General features: G+C 72.9%; 11 protein-coding genes. 6 read left to right on the top strand and 5 right to left on the bottom strand.

Features of this window, described 5'->3' with window-relative positions; all coding sequences use genetic code 11:
• Nucleotides 1-111: 111 nt before the first annotated feature.
• From OG852_RS09945 to OG852_RS09935, 3 genes are all read right to left on the bottom strand, one after another.
• The gene (locus tag OG852_RS09945; protein WP_133913900.1) at nt 112-699 is read right to left on the bottom strand and encodes a hypothetical protein; all 588 of its coding nucleotides are present in this window, start codon (nt 697-699) and stop codon (nt 112-114) included.
• Between the two features lie 192 nt (nt 700-891).
• Entirely contained in the window at nt 892-2,586 is a 1,695-nt protein-coding gene (locus OG852_RS09940) for an FAD-dependent oxidoreductase (RefSeq protein ID WP_330347630.1), read from the bottom strand.
• A 204-nt stretch (nt 2,587-2,790) separates the two neighbouring features.
• Entirely contained in the window at nt 2,791-4,641 is a 1,851-nt protein-coding gene (locus OG852_RS09935) for a M1 family aminopeptidase (RefSeq protein ID WP_330347629.1), read from the bottom strand.
• A 302-nt stretch (nt 4,642-4,943) separates the two neighbouring features.
• Between OG852_RS09935 and OG852_RS09930 the strand changes: the two genes are divergently transcribed.
• The 4 genes from OG852_RS09930 (at nt 4,944) to OG852_RS09915 (ending at nt 15,298) form a co-directional block, all read left to right on the top strand.
• A complete protein-coding gene (locus OG852_RS09930; RefSeq protein ID WP_133913897.1) occupies nt 4,944-9,131 on the top strand; it encodes a molybdopterin-dependent oxidoreductase in 4,188 nt (1,395 codons plus the stop codon).
• A 117-nt stretch (nt 9,132-9,248) separates the two neighbouring features.
• The gene (locus OG852_RS09925; RefSeq protein ID WP_330347628.1) at nt 9,249-13,166 is read left to right on the top strand and encodes a glycoside hydrolase family 2 TIM barrel-domain containing protein; all 3,918 of its coding nucleotides are present in this window, start codon (nt 9,249-9,251) and stop codon (nt 13,164-13,166) included.
• A gap of 70 nt (nt 13,167-13,236) precedes the next feature.
• The gene (gene lpdA / locus OG852_RS09920) at nt 13,237-14,649 is read left to right on the top strand and encodes a dihydrolipoyl dehydrogenase (RefSeq protein WP_133913895.1); all 1,413 of its coding nucleotides are present in this window, start codon (nt 13,237-13,239) and stop codon (nt 14,647-14,649) included.
• Between the two features lie 145 nt (nt 14,650-14,794).
• A complete protein-coding gene (locus OG852_RS09915; protein ID WP_330347627.1) occupies nt 14,795-15,298 on the top strand; it encodes a DUF7144 family membrane protein in 504 nt (167 codons plus the stop codon).
• Between the two features lie 20 nt (nt 15,299-15,318).
• Here OG852_RS09915 and OG852_RS09910 read toward each other — a convergent pair whose 3' ends face one another.
• On the bottom strand, nt 15,319-16,491 hold the full coding sequence (locus OG852_RS09910) for an MFS transporter (RefSeq protein ID WP_330347626.1): 1,173 nt from the start codon (nt 16,489-16,491) through the stop codon (nt 15,319-15,321).
• A gap of 317 nt (nt 16,492-16,808) precedes the next feature.
• On the opposite strand from OG852_RS09910, the gene OG852_RS09905 reads away from it, so the two are divergent.
• Together OG852_RS09905 and OG852_RS09900 are read left to right on the top strand one after the other, a co-directional pair.
• Nucleotides 16,809-18,314, top strand: coding sequence for an AlkA N-terminal domain-containing protein (locus OG852_RS09905; RefSeq protein ID WP_330347625.1), 1,506 nt, complete (start codon nt 16,809-16,811; stop codon nt 18,312-18,314).
• A gap of 10 nt (nt 18,315-18,324) precedes the next feature.
• Entirely contained in the window at nt 18,325-18,810 is a 486-nt protein-coding gene (locus OG852_RS09900) for a methylated-DNA--[protein]-cysteine S-methyltransferase (RefSeq protein WP_330347624.1), read from the top strand.
• 4 nt (nt 18,811-18,814) lie between these two features.
• Here OG852_RS09900 and OG852_RS09895 read toward each other — a convergent pair whose 3' ends face one another.
• The gene (locus tag OG852_RS09895) at nt 18,815-19,525 is read right to left on the bottom strand and encodes a MerR family transcriptional regulator (RefSeq protein ID WP_330347623.1); all 711 of its coding nucleotides are present in this window, start codon (nt 19,523-19,525) and stop codon (nt 18,815-18,817) included.
• Nucleotides 19,526-19,583 lie beyond the last annotated feature (58 nt).

Here is a 19,583-nt window from a genome sequence, read left to right as displayed (position 1 = left end):
ACACCTCGGACGGGGCGGATCTGCGGGCGGACGGGGCGGGGCGAAGAACCGGCCGGGCGGCCGCCACACGATGCACCGGTGGCGGCCGCGGCTCTATCGCGTCCGGCATGGTCAGGCCAGGCCGTGCGCCGACTTCTTGCGGCGCACGCCGTACAGACCGGCCCCGGCGACCGCGAGGACGGCCAGACCGCCCGCGGTCACGCCCGGAGCGGCCAGGGCGCCACCGCCGGTGTGCACACCGCCGTGGGGCTTGTCCTTGCCGCTCCAGGAGTCCTCACCGTCCTCCTTGCTCCAGGAGGAGTCGTCCTTGCCGTAGCCGGAGTCCTCCTTGCTCCAGGAGTCCTTGCCGCCGTCCTCCTTGCTCCAGGAGTCCTTGCCGCCGTCCTCCTTGCTCCACTCCTTGCCGCCCTTGTCGCCCTTGTCGTAACCGTCGGTCACGAGGGTCAGCGCGCCGCCGCCGGTGTGGACGCCGCCGTGGGGCTTGCCGTAGTCCTTGCCGTGGTCCTTGTCGTGCTCCTTGCCGTAGCCGGAGTCCTCCTTGCTGTAGGAGTCGTCCTTCTTCTCGTACGAGTCGTCCTTCTTGCTGTAGGACGAGTCGCCCTTCTCCCAGTCGCCGTCGGCCGCGTAGGCGCCGGGCGCGGCGAGGGCGAGGGCGGCCGAGGCCGCCGCGGTGGCCAGGATGATGCGAGCAGAACGCATGTGCGGGTTCCTTCCGTCACAGCCGGGTAGCTGACGCCTCGTCAGCTGAGATGACCCGGCCCGACGTGATCCACTGTCAGCCAAGTCCCGGCCGCCCACCACTCGGGGCGGTCACGCGGGTGAACGCGTCCCGCCGAACGAGTCGGCCGGCAGCGCAGGGGCGCTGCCGGCCGAGGTCGAGGGGGCGGGGGGTCAGGGCAAGGACAGCACGGTGCCCAGCACCTGACGCAGCGTCGACTGGGGGTCCGCGACCGGACCGGGGGAGCGCCAGGCGACGAACCCGTCCGGCCGTACGAGGACGGCACCGCCGACCCCGATGCCGTGGGCGGCCCGCCAGTCCGTGCCGGGCGGCCCGTCGAGGGGTGTCAGGTCGGCGTCCGGCGCGGTGCCCACCCGGTAGGGGGTGAGCGGGATCGACTCCCGGTCGGAGAGGCGGGCGGCGGCCTCGTGCCAGGCGCCCGGCTCACCGTCCGGGTGTGCGTCGTCGGCGTCGCTGAGCAGCACCATGGTGCGCTCGTACAGGTCGAGCGTGGAGATCCGCTCGCCCGCGCGCCGTACCCACAGATGGGGGGCCCTGCTTCCGGGTTCCCCGGTCAGGGAGAGCCCCTCGGGGACCACGGGGCCCGCGGGGTCGGCGCCGACGACGGCGCCCCGCGGATAGCGGTAGCCGAGCGCGACGTTCAGGATGCCCCGCTGCGGTCCGCCGCCTCCGCCGGCGGAGGGCGGCGGCGCGAAGCCGGGGTGGCTGTGCTCGGCCGACCGGGCGGCCGCGCGGGCGCTGGTGGCCTCCGCCACGGGACGGCGTTCGGCGTCGTAGGTGTCGAGGAGTTCCTCGCCCGCCCAGCCGTCGAGCACCGCGGCCAGTTTCCAGGCGAGGTTGTGGGCGTCCTGGATGCCGGTGTTGGAGCCGAACGCGCCGGTGGGGGACATCTCGTGCGCCGAGTCGCCGGCGAGGAGGACGCGCCCCGACCGGTAGGCGCGGGTCACCCGCTGGGCGGCGTGCCAGGGCGCCTTGCCGGTGATCTCCACGTCCAGGTCGGGGACCCCGACCGCGCGGCGGATGTGCTCGATGCAGCGTTCGTCGGTGAACTCCTCCATCGTCTCGCCGTGTTCGGGGTGCCAGGGGGCGTGGAAGACCCAGTTCTCGCGGTTGTCCACGGGCAGCAGAGCACCGTCGGCGTCCGGCTCGGTCAGGTAGCAGACGATGAAGCGGCGCTCGCCCACCACCTCGGCGAGCCGCCGGGAACGGAACGTCATGCTGATGTTGTGGAACAGGTCGCCGGGGCCGCTCTGCCCGATGCCGAGCGCCTCCCGCACGGGGCTGCGCGGGCCGTCGGCGGCGACCAGGTAGTCCGCGCGGACCGTCAGGTGCTCGCCCGTGTCGCGGCTCTTGACCAGCGCGGTGACGCCGTCGTCGTCGGCCTCGAACGACATCAGCTCGGTGTGGAAGCGCAGATCGCCGCCCTGCCGCGCGGCCTGCTCGCGCAGGACCGGCTCCAGGTCGTTCTGGCTGCACAGGCACCAGGCGGTCGGGCTGAACCGGGCCAGCCCGCCACCCGGGTCGATGTCCTTGAACAGCCACTCGCCCGCGTCGCCGACCAGGGTCGGCGTCTGCAGGATGCCGTGGTTGTCGGCCAGGGTGGCCGCGGCCTCGTGGATCCCCGGCTCGGCTCCGGCCACCCGGAACAGCTCCATCGTGCGGACGTTGTTGCCGCGGCCGCGGGGATGGACGGAGGTGCCGGCGTGGCGCTCCACCAGGGTGTGCCGTACCCCCAGCCGGCCCAGGAACAGGGACGTCGACAGGCCCACCAGGGACCCGCCGACGATGAGGACCGGGACCTTGTGGACGGTCTCGCCGGCTCGTTCGGCCGTCTGGTTCTTCGTCATTCCTTCATCACTCGCCCTCCAGGCGTCATGTCCGCCGACTCCACCGGAATGGGGCCGCGGCTTCATGCATTGCCCCGCACGGCGGACACCGCCTCGGGCCGCAGCCGCTTCACCCGCTCGGCCCATCCGATTCACCGGGCTGACGCCCTCACAGGCGAACGGGTGACGCCGCGTCGGCGCCACCCGTGAGGAACCTCCGCCCGCTCAGCCCTCGATGCGGTGCGTGGTCCAGAACGACGTCAGGTCCGTGGTCGTGGCGGCCTGCGCGGCCGCCTTGAACTCGGCCGTGGTCGACACGCCGTACCAGTGCGAAGTGGCGTAGCTCTTCAGGAGGTTGGTCATCGCGGTGTCCCCGATGAGCCGCCTGAGGTCGTGCAGGGCGCACTTGCCGTAGGTGTAGACGACGGTGCCGTACCGGGAGGAGTGGGCGTCCCAGTACGCCATCGAGTTGGTGATCTTCTCCGCGGACGACGCCCAGGAGACGCTGTTCCAGCAGTTCGTGCCGGTGCTGCCGAGGGCCAGGTCGGTGGCGTAGTCCGTGAACGACTCGTCCAGCCAGGGGCTGTTGTACTCGTCGTCGCCGACGATGCCGTACCACCACTGGTGGCCGATCTCATGGGTGAGCGCGGTGGTGCTGACCAGGTCGAGGACGAATCCGGGGTACTCCATCCCGCCGAACCAGAAGTTGTTGTCGATGACGGCGTCCAGCTCGCCGTACGGGTACGCCCCGAAGCGGGCCGCGTGCGCGTCGACGGCCGTCCTGGCGGTGCTGAGCATCGAGGAGGCGCTGGAGGAGCTGATCCCGGAGACCGAGTACACGTTGATGGGGGTTCCCGCGGCCGAGGTGCCGGAGATCTTGGTGAAGGGGCCGGCCGCCCAGGCGAAGTCACGGACCTTGGTGGCGGTGGCCGTGGTGACGGTGCGTCCGCTGGAGCCGGCCGTGTCGACTGAGGTGCCGGTGGCCGGGACCAGCAGGGTCGTCGGGTGGTCGAGGGTCACCTTGAAGTCGGCGGCCAGGGAGTAGAAGGACTCGCCGTTGTTGGTGTACGGGTCCAGGTGCCAGCCCGCGCCGTCCTTCACCGCCAGCACGGGCAGCGCGTTGCCGATGAAGCTGAAGGAGCCGTCGTAGCCGAAGCGGTCGGCGCCGCTGGGCACCGAGATCCCCAGGTCGAAGCCGATGGTGGCGCTCTGGCCCTGGGCGAGCGGGGTGGCCAGGGTGATCGGCAGGGCGGTGCAGGAGACCGCGAGGGCGCCGGCCGTGCCGCCGGTGACCTTGGTGACGGTGATCGGCGGTGCGGAGCAGGTGCCGTGGTAGTTGTCCCACAGCCGCAGGTACACCTCGCTCAGCGCGGTGGCGGAGGCGTTGGTGAAGGTCGCGGTCTCGTGCCCGGTCCACACCGTGCCGGCGGTGTTGCTGCTGAGACTGACGGTGTACGCCGGTGCGGCGGGCGTCCGGGTCGCGTCGGCGGGCGGGGTGGTCGCGTCGGAGGTGGCGAGCGCGATGTCGTCGAGGACGAAGCTGGACTGGAGGCTGGAGTCCTCGGTGCCGGTGAAGGACAGCGCGACGGTCTGGCCCGCGAACGCGGACACGTCGAACGACTTCTGGACGTACCCGGTGTTCTTGTCGAGGTTCGAGTAGGTCGCGAGGGTGGTCGAGCCGATCTTGGCGGTGAGCTTGTCGTAGGCGGTGGAGGACGTCGTCTCGGCGGTGTCGATGTGCAGCCAGAAGGTGAGCGTGGCCTTCGCGCAGCCGGAGGGGACGGTGACGCTCTGGGACAGCGTGTCGGTGTGGGTGCCGCCGGTGCCGTCGAGCCAGGCGTAGGAGCTGCCGCCGTGCGCGCTCTGGCCGGTGCGGTTGGTCACGACGGTGGTCGACGACTGGGTCCAGGAGGTGGCACCGCTCTCGAAGCCGCCGTTGGCGACGGCCTGCGAGGGGGTGCAGGCCTCGGCCGCCTCGGGGGCGGCGCTCGCCGGAGCGGCGGGCAGGGAGAGGGCGGCCACCGCGGCGAGAGCGAGCGCGCTCGCGGCGAGGGCCTTGCGGGGGGTGGGTCTCACACGTGGCTCCTTCGAGGCGTCCGGACCCCCGGCAGAGGTGTGCCGGAGGGAGAGCGGCGGTGTGCGACGGGTGGGGGAATCCTGACAGAACTGACGCGTCCATGTCACCCAGGGTTCGGCAAAGGAATCCCACAGCGAGCGCCCGCGAAGGGTCCGCTCACACCCGCCCGCCCCCCGCTGTGCGGCGCGCTTAACTCCCGGCGGCCGGTGAGGGAGACACCTGCGTAATGCACACTTCGTACCGTCGACAAGGCCCTCACCAGGGCCGTTCACCAGAACGCGGCAGAACGAAAGGGGCGCCCGTGGCCGTGCCGGACCCGCGGACCGACAGCGCGACGAAGGTGCGCACGGTCTGCTCGTACTGCGGTGTCGGCTGTGGCCTGGTCCTCGACATCGGCCGCGGCCCCGACGGACGCCGCACGGTCCTGAAGGCGTCCGGCGACAAGGAGCACCCGGCGAACCTCGGCCGGCTCTGCACGAAGGGCGCCACCACCGCCGACCTGCTCGCCGCCCCCGGCCGCCTCACCACCGCCCTGGTCCGCGCCGACCGGGGCGAGCAGGCCGAGCCCGCGCCCGTGGACGCCGCCGTCGCCGAGACCGCGCGCCGGCTGCGGGCGATCGTCGACGAGCACGGCCCCGACGCGGTCGCCCTCTACGTCTCCGGCCAGATGAGCCTGGAGGCCCAGTACCTCGCCAACAAGCTCACCAAGGGCTATCTGCGCACCAACACCATCGAGTCGAACTCCCGGCTGTGCATGGCGAGCGCCGGCACCGGCTACAAGCTCTCCCTCGGCGCCGACGGACCGCCCGGCTCGTACGAGGACCTCGACCGGGCGGACGTCTTCCTCGTCATCGGCTCCAACATGGCCGACTGCCACCCCATCCTCTTCCTGCGCATGATGGACCGGGTCAAGGCGGGCGCCAAGCTCATCGTCGTCGACCCCCGCCGCACCGCCACCGCCGAGAAGGCCGACCTGTTCCTCCAGATCAGGCCGGGCGCCGACCTCGCCCTCCTCAACGGCCTGCTGCACCTCCTCCATGCGAACGGCCACACCGACCCCGACTTCGTCGCCGCGTACACCGAGGGCTGGGAGGCGATGGAGGAGTTCCTCGCCGACTACCCGCCCGCCACCGTCGCGGAGCTCACCGGCATCCCCGAGGCCGACCTGCGCGAGGCGGCCCGGCTGATCGGCGAGGCGGGGGAGTGGACCAGCTGCTGGACGATGGGCCTGAACCAGTCCACGCACGGCACCTGGAACACCAACGCCCTGGTCAACCTGCACCTGGCCACCGGAAAGATCTGCCGCCCCGGCAGCGGCCCGTTCTCCCTCACCGGCCAGCCCAACGCCATGGGCGGCCGCGAGATGGGCTACATGGGACCCGGGCTGCCCGGCCAGCGGTCCGTCCTCGTCGACGCCGACCGCGCGTTCACGGAGGAGGTGTGGGGCCTCGCGCCCGGCACGATCCGCGCCGACGGCGTCGGCAAGGGCACGATCGAGATGTTCCGGAGGATGGCCGACGGCGCCATCAAGGCCTGCTGGATCATCTGCACCAACCCGGTCGCCTCCGTCGCCCACCGCAGGACCGTCATCGAGGGTCTGGAGGCCGCCGAGTTCGTCGTCGCCCAGGACGTCTTCGCCGACACCGAGACCAACGCCTACGCCGACGTCGTCCTGCCCGCCGCCCTGTGGACCGAGACCGAGGGCGTCCTCATCAACAGCGAGCGCAACCTCACCCTCGCCCGCCCCGCCACCGACCCGCCCGGCGAGGCCACCCCCGACTGGCGTCTCATCGCCGACGTCGCCCGCGCGATGGGCTACGAGGACGGCTTCTCGTACACGAGCGCCGAGGAGATCTTCGAGGAGATCAAGCGCTTCCACAACCCGCAGACCGGCTACGACCTGCGCGGCGTCACCTACGACCGGCTCCGCTCCACCACCGTACAGTGGCCCGCCGCCACCGCCGACGGCCCCGACCGCAACCCGATCCGGTACGTCGGCCCCGACGGCACCCTCACCTTCGCCACCCCCTCCGGCCGTGCCGTCTTCCACGCCCGCCCGCACCTCGACCCCGCCGAGATGCCGGACGACGACTACCCGTTCGTCCTGAACACGGGCCGGCTCCAGCACCAGTGGCACACCCTCACCAAGACCGCCAGGGTCGCCAAGCTCAACAAGCTCAACCCCGGCCCGTTCGTCGAGGTGCACCCCGAGGACGCGGCCGCGCTCGGGCTAGCCGACGGCGACTCCGTCGAGGTCGCCTCGCGGCGCGGCCGGGCCGTCCTGCCCGCCGTCGTCACCGACCGGGTGCTGCCCGGGTCCTGCTTCGCGCCGTTCCACTGGAACGACCTGTTCGGCGAGTACCTCAGCGTCAACGCCGTGACCAGCGACGCCGTCGACCCGCTCTCCTTCCAGCCGGAACTGAAGGTGTGCGCGGTCTCCCTGACGAAGGTGTCGACCCCGGTGACCGTGGCCGCCCCGGTGAGCACGCCGGAGCCGCGGGTGCTCGCCCCCACCGCCGTGCTGCCCTCCGCCGCCGCCGTCTTCGGCCTGGACCCCGCCCCGCCGCCGGTCCTCACCGCACCCGAACGCCGCTACCTGGTCGGCTTCCTCGCCGGCATCCCGGCCGGTGCCCCCGGCGTCCCCGTCCTGCCGCCGGACGCGCCCTTCAGCCCGGAGCACGCGCTGTGGGTCAACGGCACCCTCGCCGGCATGTACTCCCGCACCGCGTCCGTACCCGTCCCCGAGGAGCCCGCCGGGCGCCGGGTGGTGATCCTCTGGGCCTCGCAGACCGGCAACGCGGAGGAGTTCGCCGCCACCACCGCCGAGCGGCTCACCGCGGGCGGCCACGCCGCCTCCCTCGTCGCCATGGACCAGGCCGACCCGGCCGCGCTGCCCGCCGGTGCCGACCTGCTGCTGATCACCAGCACCTTCGGCGACGGCGACGCCCCCGACAACGGCGCCGGCTTCTGGGACGGCCTCGACGCGCTGGACACCGGCCGCCTGGAGGGCCGCCGCTATGCCGTCCTCGCCTTCGGGGACTCCTCCTACGACGACTTCTGCGGCCACGGGCGGCGCCTGGACGACCGTATGGACGAACTCGGCGCGGTACGGCTCGCCCCGCGCACCGACTGCGAACCCGACTACGAGCCGCAGGCCGAGGCATGGCTGGACCAGGTGCTCACGGCACTGAAGGAGGCCACGGGACACGGCCTCCCGGACACCGGGCCCGCACCGGCCGACGGCGGTTCGGCCGGGGGCGCGGCGGCCGGTGGCACGGTGGCCGACGGTGCGGTCTCCGCGCCGACCGGCCCCGCCGCCACCCCCGCCGCCCCGGCCCCTGCCCCCGCCGCTCCGCCCCGCCCCAGGCGCCCCGCCCCCGTCGCCGCCCGCCTCACCGGGAACCGGCTGCTCAGCCGGCCCGGTTCCGGCAAGGAGGTCCGGCGCTTCACCTTCGACACCCGCGACAGCGACAGCCCGCTGGTCTACGAGGCGGGTGATGCCCTCGGGGTACGGCCCCTCAACTCCCCGGCGCTGGTCGAGGAGTGGCTCGCCGTCACCGGTCTGGACGCCGGGACGGCCGTCCAGGTCACCGGAGTCGGCGAGAGAGACCTCGGCGAGGCCCTGCTGCGGGACCTCGACATCACCCGGATCACCCCGGCCCTGCTGCGCTTCACCGCCGACCGCACCCGTGACCCGCGCGAGCTGCGCAAACTGCTGCGGCCGGACAACAAGGGCGAGCTGGCGAAGTGGTCCTGGGGCCGGCAGGCCGTCGACGTGGTCGCCGAGTTCGGGGTCCGGGCCGGCGCCCAGGAGTGGACCGAGGTGCTGGGCCGGCTCCAGCCACGGCTGTACTCCATCTCCAGCAGCCCGCTGACCGACCCCCACCTCGTCTCGCTGACCGTCTCCGTCGTGCGGTACGAGAACCTGGCCGGCCGCCCCCGCCAGGGCGTCTGCTCGCCGTTCCTCGCCGACGCCGAGCCCGGCACCGAGGTCACGGTCCACGTCCAGCGTTCCCCGCACTTCCGCCCGCCCGCCGACCCGGCCACCCCGATGGTGATGGTGGGCCCCGGCACCGGTGTGGCGCCCTTCGTCGGTTTCCTCCAGGAGCGCCGGGCCCGTGGCCACCGGGCCCCCAACTGGCTGTTCTTCGGCGAACAGCGCCGGTCGACCGACTTCTACTACGAGGAGGAGCTCACCGGCCTGCTCGCCGACGGGGGACTCGCCCGCCTGGACACCGCCTTCTCCCGCGACCAGCGTGCCAAGGTGTACGTCCAGGACCGGATGCGCGAGCACGGCTCCCATCTGTGGTCCTGGCTCCAGGACGGCGCCCACTTCTACGTCTGCGGCGACGCCTCCCGCATGGCCAAGGACGTCGACCGGGCGCTGCGCGACATCGCCGTCGTGCACGGCGGCCTCGGCGAGGCGGAGGCCGCGGCGTATGTCAAGCAGCTCGCCTCGGACAAGCGATACGTGCGAGACGTGTACTGAGCGGCGAAATCCGGCCAGAACGGCGCGCCCCTGTTCGGTTTATCAACACTATCCGACAAGATCTGACGCACCCTCCGTCCGTGCAGTCGCACGGTCCCCCCGAGGAAGGTCGTGGTCATGTCGCACCCGCACGCGTCGCCCATGGACCGGCCGGACCGCCCCGAGCCGGTGGTCGTCAGCCGTCGCCGTCTGCTCGAGGGATCGGCCGCCGTCCTCGGCGCCCTCGCCCTGTCCGCCCCGGCAGGCACCCGGCCGGCCGCCGCGGCGGAAGGCGTCGTGGGCCCTCCCGAGTGGAACGGCCGGATCGACGTCTTCCGGCTCGGCACCGAGGCCCCGCACACCACCCTCATGCCGTACGCCGACCTCGCCCAGGCCCTCGCCGCCGACCGCACCCGCTCCCCGTACCGGCTGAGCCTGGACGGCACCTGGAGGTTCGCCCACGCCGACCGGCCCGAGGACCGCGACCCCGACTTCCACCGCACCGACCTCGACGACAGCGGCTGGGACACCCTCCCGGTGCCCTCCGCCTGGCAACTGCACGGATACGACCGCCCCATCTACATCAACATCACCTACCCCTGGTGGGGCCCCAACGGCCTCGGCGAGGACGCGCAGCCACCGGCCGCCCCCACCCGCTACAACCCCGTCGGCCAGTACCGGCGCACCTTCACCGTCCCGCGCGGCTGGGCGGGCCGGCGCACCTTCCTCCACTTCGAGGGCGTCAAGTCCGCCCACTACGTGTGGATCAACGGCCAACTGGTCGGCTACCACGAGGACTCCTACACCCCCGCCGAGTACGACATCACCCCGTACCTGAGACCCGGCACCAACCGGATCGCCGTCGAGGTCTACCGCTACTCCGACGGCGACTGGCTGGAGGACCAGGACATGATCCGGCTGAGCGGCATCTTCCGCTCGGTCTACCTGTACTCCACCCCGGCCGTGCACGTGCGCGACTTCCGCCTCGACACCCCCCTCGGCGACGACTACACGACGGCCCGGCTGTCGGTCACCGCCAGCGTGCGCGACCAGGGCGGCCGGGGCGCCGGCCGGTACGCCGTCGAGACCCAGCTCTACGACGCCGGCGGGCACCCGGTGTGGTCCCGGCCCCTGCGCCAGGCCGTCGAACTCGGCCCCGGCGAGGAGAAGACCGTCACGGCGGACAAGGCCGTGCCCGCGCCGCGCCTGTGGTCGGCCGAGGACCCGTACCTGTACACCGCCGTGCTCCGGCTGCGCGACCCGGCCGGCAAGGTGACCGAGACCCTCTCCCACCGCGTCGGCCTGCGCGAGTTCGCCCTGAAGGACGGGCTGATGCGCATCAACGGCAAGCCGGTCTCGCTGCGCGGCACCAACCGGCACGAGATGCACCCGGTGCGCGGCTCCGCCCTCACCCGCGCGGACCTCGTCGAGGACATCCGCCTGATCAAACGCCTCAACATCAACAGCGTCCGCACCTCCCACTACCCCAACAACCCGCACTGGCTGGAGCTCGCCGACGAGTACGGCCTCTACCTCGTCGACGAGACCAACCTCGAGACCCACGGCATCCGCTCCCAGTACCCCGGCGACCACGCCGAATGGACGGCGGCCTGTGTGGCCCGCGCCCAGAACATGGTCCACCGCGACAAGAACCACGCCTCGGTCGTCATCTGGTCCCTCGGCAACGAGGCCGGCGGCGGCAGCACCTTCACCGCCATGCACGACTGGATCCGCTCCTACGACACCACCCGCGTCATCCAGTACGAGGGCGACGACCGCCCCGGCATCAGCGACATCCGCTCCGAGATGTACGACACCCCCGCCCGTGTCGAGGCCCGCGCCGAGGACACCGCCGACACCCGCCCGTACGTGATGATCGAGTACTCCCACGCGATGGGGAACTCCAGCGGCAACTTCAAGAAGTACTGGGACCTGATCCGCGCCCACGACGTCCTCCAGGGCGGCTGGATCTGGGACTTCGCCGACCAGGCCCTCGTCTGGCCCACCCCCGCCCGCACCCTGTTCACCGAGTCCGGGCCCGCCGCGCTGACCGGCGAGATCATCAACCCCAGTGGCCGCTTCAGCCGCGAGAAGGGCGTCGTCGGCGGCACCGTCTTCGCCCGCGACCCGCGCCTGGACCTCACCGGCTCCCTCACCCTCCAGGCCTGGATCACCCCCCACGTGACCGGCTACCACCAGCCGATCCTCGTCAAGGGAGACACCCAGTACTCCCTGAAACAGTCGGGTCGCACCCTGGAGTTCTTCATCCACGGCGGCGGCCAGTGGATCAGCGCGAGCTGGAGCGTCCCCGACGACTGGACCGGCCGCGAACACCATGTCGCGGGCGTCTTCGACGCCGACGCCGGCACCCTCGCCCTGTACGTCGACGGCACGGTGCGGGCCACCCGCGCCACCCCCGTGCGCCCCTCCGTCAACACCGCGCCGCTGTCCCTGGCCACCGACGTCGACAACCCGACCCGGGAGTTCAGCGGCACCGTCCGCGCCGCCCGCGTCCACGCCCGGGCGCTGACCCCCGCCGAACTCGCCTCCGACGACCAGCGCCCCGGCGACGAGGGCGTACGGTTCTGGTTCGACGCCGCCACCGTGGAGGTCACCGAGAAACGGCCCCGGGACACGACGTTCCTCGCCTACGGCGGCGACTGGGGCGACAACCCCAACGACGGCGCCTTCTCCGGCGACGGCATCGTCACCGCCGACCGGGGCCTCACCGGAAAGTCCGCCGAGGTCAAACGCGTCTACCAGGCCGTCGACGCCCGCCCCGCCACCGGTGGGAAGCTCACCCCCGGCGCCCCCGTCACCCTCACCAACGAATACCTCTTCACCGATCTGCGCGCCTTCGACGGACACTGGGAACTGCTCGCCGACGGCCGGACCGTGCAGCGCGGCCGGCTGAGCCGGGACCGGCTGACACTGCCGCCGCTGTCCGCCAAGGACATCACCGTGCCCTTCGACCCGCCGCGCCACCCCGCACCCGGAACGGAGTACTTCCTCTCCCTCTCCTTCACCACCCGCGAGACCACCCCGTGGGCGAAGGCCGGCTTCGAGATCGCCCGGCACCAGATCCCCGTCGACGCCGGCAGCCCCGCCGTCACCCCCGTGCCCCTCGACCGCGTCCCCGCCCTCACCCACCACGACGGCGCCACCTCCGTCACCGTCAGCGGCAAGGACTTCTCCGTCACCGTCGACAAGCGGACCGGCGTCATCACCTCCTACCGGTCCCGCGGCTCCTCGCTGATCACCTCGGGACCCGCCCCCAACTTCTGGCGCGCCCCCACCGACAACGACCGCGGCAACGGCCAGCACACCCGCAACCAGACCTGGCGCGACGCCGGCGCCCGCCGCAAGGTCACCAAGGTCGCCGTCCGGGCCCTCGGCGACCGGGCCGTCGAGATCACGATCTCCGGCACCCTGCCCACGACCACCGAGTCGACGTACACCACCACCTACACCGTCTTCGGCAACGGCGAGATCAAGGTCGACCACACCCTCCACCCGGGCGCGTCCACCCTGCCGTACATCCCCGAGGTGGGCTCGATGCTGTTCCTGCCCGCCCGGCTGGAACACCTGCACTACTACGGCCGCGGCCCCGAGGAGAACCACTGGGACCGCAACGACGCCACCGACGTCGGCCTCCACTCCGGCACCGTCACCGGCCAGGGCACCTCCTATCTGCGCCCGCAGGAGAACGGCAACCGCACGGACGTCCGCTGGGTCGCCCTCACCGGCCGCGACGGCACCGGACTGCTCGTCAGCGGCGAGCCGCTGCTGGAGTTCAACGCCTCGCACCTCACCCCCGAGGACCTCTCCGTCGGCGCCCGCCACGCCTACCAGCTCACCCCGCGCGAGGAGGTCGTGCTCCGCGTCAACCACCGTCAGATGGGCGTCGGCGGCGACAACAGCTGGGGCGCCCACACCCACGACGAGTACAAGCTCTTCGCCGACCGCGACTACGCCTACACCTACCGGCTGCGCCCCCTGACCGACGTGGCCGACGCGACGCGGCTCTCACGCCGGCCGACGGCCGGAACGCAGTAGCGCGCAGCCGCCGCCTGGGTACCGTTTCCCCACGGAACACGTAACGGTACCCATGGAACAGGAACCCCTCATGACCGAGCAGGACGAACGCTTCGACGTCGTGGTCCTCGGCGCCGGCCCCGGCGGCTATGTCGCCGCCGTGCGCGCGGCCCAGTTGGGCAAGCGCGTCGCCGTCGTCGAGGAGAAGTACTGGGGCGGCGTCTGTCTGAACGTGGGCTGCATCCCCACGAAGGCGCTGCTGCGCAACGCCGAACTCGCCCACATCTTCACCCACGAGGCGAAGACCTTCGGCATCAAGGTCGACGGCCAGGTCTCCTTCGACTACGGCGAGGCCTACCGCCGCAGCCGCAAGGTCGCCGACGGCCGCGTCAAGGGCGTCCACTACCTGATGAAGAAGAACAAGATCACCGAGTACGACGGCCGCGGCACCTTCCTCGACCCGCACACCCTCCAGGTCACCGGCTACGACGGCGAGACCCGCACGATCGGCTTCGAGCACTGCGTCATCGCCACCGGCGCCACCCCCCGCCTGCTCCCCGGCACCCGACGCACCTCCCGCGTCGTCACCTACGAGGAGCAGATCCTCGCCGAGGACCTCCCGCAGTCGATCGTCATCGCCGGGGCCGGCGCCATCGGCATCGAGTTCGCCTACGTCCTGCACCACTACGGCGTGAAGGTCACCCTCGTCGAGTTCCTGGACCGCGTCGCCCCGCTGGAGGACGCCGAGGTCTCCGCCGAACTCGCCCGCCAGTACCGCAGGCTCGGCATCGACGTCCTGACCTCCACCCGTGTCGACGCCATCGACGAGTCCGGGCCCCAGGTCCGGGTCACCGTCACCGGCCAGGACGGCACCCCGCGGATCCTGGAGGCCGACAAGGTCCTCCAGGCCATCGGCTTCGCCCCCAACGTCACCGGCTACGGCCTGGAGAACACCGGCGTCACCGTCACCGAGCGCGGTGCCATCGACGTCGACGGCCGCTGCCGCACCTCCGTGCCGCACCTCTACGCCATCGGCGACGTCACCGCGAAGCTGATGCTCGCGCACGCCGCCGAGGCCATGGGCGTGATCGCCGCCGAGACGATCGCCGGCGCCGAGACCATGGAACTCGACTACGCGATGATCCCGCGCGCCACCTACTGCCAGCCGCAGATCGCCAGCTTCGGCTACACCGAGGCCCAGGCCCGCGACCTCGGCTACGACGTCAAGGTCGCCAAGTTCCCCTTCACCGCCAACGGCAAGTCCCACGGCCTCGGCGACACCACCGGCTTCGTCAAGCTGCTCTCCGACGCGACCCACGGCGAACTCATCGGCGGCCACCTCATCGGCCCCGACGTCACCGAACTCCTGCCCGAACTCACCCTCGCCCAGCAGTGGGACCTCACCGTCCACGAGGTCGCCCGCAACGTCCACGCCCACCCCACCCTCGGCGAGGCCGTCAAGGAGGCCGTCCACGGCCTGGCCGGCCACATGATCAACATGTGACGGGCGCTCGCGATCCCGCCCGGGCGGCCGTTCACCCGTATGGGGCCGCCGCGGTCGCCCCGGCCGTGGGGGCGGGGTGTGCTGGCAGCGGCCGCGGGGAACGCCCCCGGCGGCCGTCGGCGCAGGAGCGGAAGGGACGCACCCGATGACCTCGCATTCCTCTCCCCACGGCCCCACCGGCCACACCCAGGGCGAGATCGGCACGGCGTGGTCCGTGCCTCCCGGTGGGCCGCGGGCCTCCGCACCGGCCACGCGGGACGGCTTCGCCTCCGGCGGGGTCACCTTCGCCGGCGTCCTGATGCTCTGCGGCGGCTTCCTCTGCGTCCTCCAGGGGGTCGCCGCGCTCGCCGGGGACGACGTCTACGCCCGCGTCGGCTCCTACGTCTACGAACTCGGCCTCACCGGCTGGGGCGCGGTCCACCTCGTCCTCGGCGTCCTCACCGCCGCGACCGGCGCGGCCCTGCTCAAGGGGATCGCCCGGGCCCGCTTCCCCGGCATCGTCCTGGCCGCGCTCGGTCTGGTCGCCCAGTGGCTGTTCCTGCCGTACGAGCCGCCGTGGTCGGTGACCGTGATGGGGATCGACATCTTCGTGATCTGGTCCCTGGCGATGCTCCCGGAGCGACAAGCCCCGCCGGTCCACCGCGCCTGAGCTCCCGGCCCGCCCGGGCATCAGCGCGCCCCCGACACCACCCGTCGGCCCAGAACAGCCAGCGGACCGCACAGCAGGAGCGCCGCCAGGGCCGCGTACCCGTGGGTCAGGGTGGTGGCCGTCGCGACCCCCGCCACCAGCAGGGGACCGCCCGCGTCGCCCAGTTCGCGGCCGAGTTCCGCCGCGCCCATGGTCTGGCCCAGCCGCTCCTTCGGGGTCGAGGAGGCCAGCGCCGCGAAACCGAGCGGGGTGATCAGACCCGTGCCGACGCCGATGAGCACCGCCGCCGACAGCACCCCCGTGAGCCCCGGCAGCATCGCGCACGCCAGCCCCGCCGCCGTGACGGCGGTGCCCAGCACCAGCCCGCCCCGGGCGCCGATCCGCCCGGCGTCCAGCGCCCGCCCCGCCCGGGGCTGCACCACCGCCGCACAGGCCGCCAGCACCGACACCGCCGCACCCGTCGCCACCGTCCCCAGCCCGGCAGCCGCCCCCGACACCGGCAGAAATCCCACCCCGACCGACAGCGCGGCGGTCGCCCCCGCGAGCCCCGCCGTCGGCACCAGGAACACCGGATCCGCCAGCCGCCGCGCCAGATCCACCACCGTCTGCCGGGCCTTCGGCAGCGGCGGCACGACGGGCACCGAGACCCACGCCCACACCGCCACCGCGGCCCCCAGCGCCGCGAGCACCCCGAACAGCAGCCGCAGCCCGCCCGCCCACACCAGCACCCCGCCGAGCAGCGGCCCCAGCGTGTAGCCGACGGACTTGTGGAAGCCGTAGCTCCCGAACGCCCGCCCCTGCCCCGCCGCGGGACTCAGCCGCGACACGAGCGCGGAGGCGGCCGGTGAGAACGCCGAGGCCGCCGCCCCCTGCCCGAGCCGCGCCGCCCAGAGCCCGCCGGGGGAGTCCACGACGACGTACGACAGGGAGGCGAGCGCGAAGGCGACGAGCCCGCCCAGCAGCACCGGCCGCGCCCCGACCCGGTCGGCGAGGGTGCCGAACACCGGCTTCAGGACGACCTCCGCACCGTCGTACAACGCCAGCAGCCCGCCGAGGACGAGCAGCGAGGTGACCGCGTCCTCGGAGCCGCCGCCCAGGTTCGCGGCGATGCCGTGCGCCCCGAACGCGGTGGTGAACCCGGCCGCGTACAACGGCCACAACCGTGGCCGGCGGGGGCCGGCTGCCTGATCCATGCGCGGCAGCCTAAGGGGTGTTTCGAAAGTCCCGCACAGCACCCGCGGCGCCCGGCACGTCCTCGCGCCGCACCGGCCGAAGCCCCAAGTACGTCCAGTACGAGGGCTTTCGTCCGGCACGCCGAGAGCACGCACCGGACACCGCGGGCACCGCACAGGACTTTCGAAACGCCCCCTGGTGCCCCGGCAGGCAACGTTGCGCGACGGGGCAAACGTTGCCTGCCGCGGCACCAGTGACCCGCCGCGCCCCAGGACAGAAGACGTCCATGTCGGATTCTCGCCAGCGCCGCAGCCGGGCGGTGCCTGATGCTGGACGCATGCAGAACGGGATGCACACCGACCGCGAGCGCTGTGTGCGCGCCGTGCAGTCGAAGGACGCGCGGTTCGACGGATGGTTCTTCACGGCGGTCCTCACCACCGGGATCTACTGCCGGCCGAGCTGCCCCGCCGTGCCGCCCAAGCCGGACAACATGGTCTTCCATCCGAGCGCCGCCGCCTGCCAGCAGGCCGGGTTCCGCGCCTGCAAGCGCTGCCGGCCGGACACCAGCCCCGGCTCCCCGGAGTGGAACCAGCGAGCCGACCTGGTCGCCCGCGCCATGCGGCTGATCGCCGACGGGGTCGTCGACCGGGACGGCGTGCCCGGCCTCGCCGCCCGCCTCGGCTACAGCACCCGCCAGGTGGAACGCCAGCTCCTCGCCCAACTCGGCGCGGGCCCCCTCGCACTGGCCCGCGCCCAGCGCGCCCAGACGGCCCGCCTCCTGGTCGAGACCACCGCACTGCCCATGGCGGACGTGGCGTTCGCCGCCGGCTTCGCCTCCGTGCGCACCTTCAACGACACCGTGCGCGAGGTGTTCGCGCTCGCCCCGAGCGAGCTGCGCGCCCGCACCCCGAAGAAGGGCCCGCCCCCTGCCGTCGACCCGGCCGCACCCACCCCCGGCGGCACCCTCCAGCTCCGGCTGCCGTTCCGGGCCCCGCTCAACCCCGACAACCTCTTCGGACACCTCGCCGCGACCGGCGTCCCCGGAGTGGAGGAGTGGCGGGACGGAGCCTTCCGGCGCACCCTGCGCCTGCCGTACGGGCACGGCGTCGTCGCCCTCACCCCGCGCCCCGACCACATCGGCTGCCGGCTCACCCTCACCGACCTGCGCGACCTCACCGTCGCCATCAGCCGCTGCCGCCGCATGCTCGACCTCGACGCCGACCCGGTCGCCGTCGACGACCACCTGCGCACCGACCCGCTGCTCGCCCCCCTGGTCGACAAGGCGCCCGGCCGCCGGGTGCCGCGCACGGTCGACGAGGCCGAGTTCGCCGTACGCGCCGTCCTGGGCCAGCAGGTGTCCACGGCGGCCGCCCGCACCCACGCGGCGCGCCTGGTCACCGCGTACGGCGAGCCGGTCGACGACCCGGAAGGCGGCCTCACCCGTCTCTTCCCGTCCCCCGAGGCACTGGCCGCCGTCGACCCCGAGTCCCTGGCGATGCCCCGCACCCGCCGCACCACCTTCACCACCCTCGTCCGTCACCTGGCCGACGGAACCCTCCACCTCGGCCCGGAGAGCGACTGGCCCGCGACCCGCGCCCGGCTCCTCGCCCTCCCCGGATTCGGCCCGTGGACCGTCGACGTCATCGCCCTGCGCGCCCTCGGCGACCCCGACGCCTTCCTCCCCACCGACCTCGGCATCCGCCGGGCCGCCCAGGAGCTGGGCCTGCCGTCCACCCCGGCGGCCCTCACGGCCCGCGCGGCGGCCTGGCGTCCCTGGCGGGCGTACGCGGTCCAGTACCTGTGGGCGACCGACAGCCACCCGATCAACTTCCTTCCCGTCTGAGGACGTTCCGATGAAGAAGCACACCGTCATCGACAGCCCCTACGGCCCCCTCACCCTCGTCGCCGACGACGGCGTGCTGTGCGGCCTCTACATGACCGGACAGCGCCACCGGCCGGCCGAGGAGAGCTTCGGACCGCGTGACGACACCCTCTTCCGCGAGGCCGAGGACCAGTTGGAGGCGTATTTCGAGGGAGGGCTGAAGGAGTTCACCCTCCCGCTCCGCCTCGACGGGGGCACCCCGTTCCAGCGCACGGTGTGGGAACAGCTCCGCAGGATCCCCTACGGCGAGACCCGCTCCTACGGCGAACTCGCCGCGTTCCTCGGCAACCCGGGGGCCTCCCGGGCGGTAGGCCTCGCCAACGGCAAGAACCCGATCGGGATCATCGTCCCCTGTCACCGCGTCGTGGGCGCGAACGGCAGCCTCACCGGCTACGGCGGCGGCCTCGACCGCAAGCAGCGCCTGCTGGACTTCGAGACCGGCACGGCCCTGTTCTGACGGCTCAGCCCCGTCCTGACCGCTCACCCTCGCAGATCGCCGCCAGGTCCGCGCCCGCCCGGAGCAGCGCCACGGTCCTGTCGGCGATCCGGTCGAGCCGTTGCCCCAGGAGGCGTGCGGTGTCCTCCAGCCCGTCGAGCCGGTCGAGGGAGCCCATGATCTCGCGCACGGCGGGAATGCCGTAGCCGCTGCCGCGCAGCGCCGCGACGACACGGGCCGCCCGGACCGCCGCGAGACCGTACCGGCGGGCCCGCAGCGTGGTCACCCGCTCGGGCGCGACCAGCCCCTCCTGCTCCCAGAACCGCAGGGTGGAGGGACGGACCCCCAGCGCTCCCGCCAGCTCGGTGATCGTCATGGCGTCGCTGTCGCGCTCCGCCCCACCGGTCCCGGCCTCGTCCCGGATCGCCCGCAACGCCTCCTCGGCGCGCAGCGCCTCGTCGCGTTCCCGCGCCAGCCGGACATGCAGCGCGCTGACGGCCGCAGCGGCCTCAGCGAGCGTCCGTGTCCGCACCCGGGCGAGCAGCCGCCGGGCCTCGACGGGCCCGACCGCCCCCGCGAGTCCCCGGTAGGCGCGCAGCGCGTGCACATGCGCCGGGGTGTAGGCGCGGTAGCCGTTGGCCGCCCGCACGGCCGGCGGAATCACACCGAGCCGCTCCAGGTCCCGCACCTGCTGCACGGAGTATCCCGACTCCCGCGCCACGTCGACGGTGCGCAACGGCTCCCCTCCCCGCGACCAACCCCACACAAGCACTTGAAGGTCATGCTCGAACCAT

This window comes from Streptomyces sp. NBC_00582, assembly GCF_036345155.1.
GTDB lineage: Bacteria > Actinomycetota > Actinomycetes > Streptomycetales > Streptomycetaceae > Streptomyces.
Note: the sequence above shows the minus strand (reverse complement) of the source record. Positions and strands in the feature narration are given on the sequence as shown.

What these genes read in the sequence shown, in the direction of transcription:
- OG852_RS09910 (WP_330347626.1), bottom strand. Translation starts at nt 16,491, where the DNA reads ATGGATCAGGCAGCCGGCCCCCGCCGGCCACGGTTGTGGCCGTTGTAC.
- OG852_RS09945 (WP_133913900.1), bottom strand. Translation starts at nt 699, where the DNA reads ATGCGTTCTGCTCGCATCATCCTGGCCACCGCGGCGGCCTCGGCCGCC.
- OG852_RS09925 (WP_330347628.1), top strand. Translation starts at nt 9,249, where the DNA reads ATGTCGCACCCGCACGCGTCGCCCATGGACCGGCCGGACCGCCCCGAG.
- OG852_RS09915 (WP_330347627.1), top strand. Translation starts at nt 14,795, where the DNA reads ATGACCTCGCATTCCTCTCCCCACGGCCCCACCGGCCACACCCAGGGC.
- OG852_RS09940 (WP_330347630.1), bottom strand. Translation starts at nt 2,586, where the DNA reads ATGACGAAGAACCAGACGGCCGAACGAGCCGGCGAGACCGTCCACAAG.
- OG852_RS09905 (WP_330347625.1), top strand. Translation starts at nt 16,809, where the DNA reads ATGCAGAACGGGATGCACACCGACCGCGAGCGCTGTGTGCGCGCCGTG.
- lpdA (WP_133913895.1), top strand. Translation starts at nt 13,237, where the DNA reads ATGACCGAGCAGGACGAACGCTTCGACGTCGTGGTCCTCGGCGCCGGC.
- OG852_RS09900 (WP_330347624.1), top strand. Translation starts at nt 18,325, where the DNA reads ATGAAGAAGCACACCGTCATCGACAGCCCCTACGGCCCCCTCACCCTC.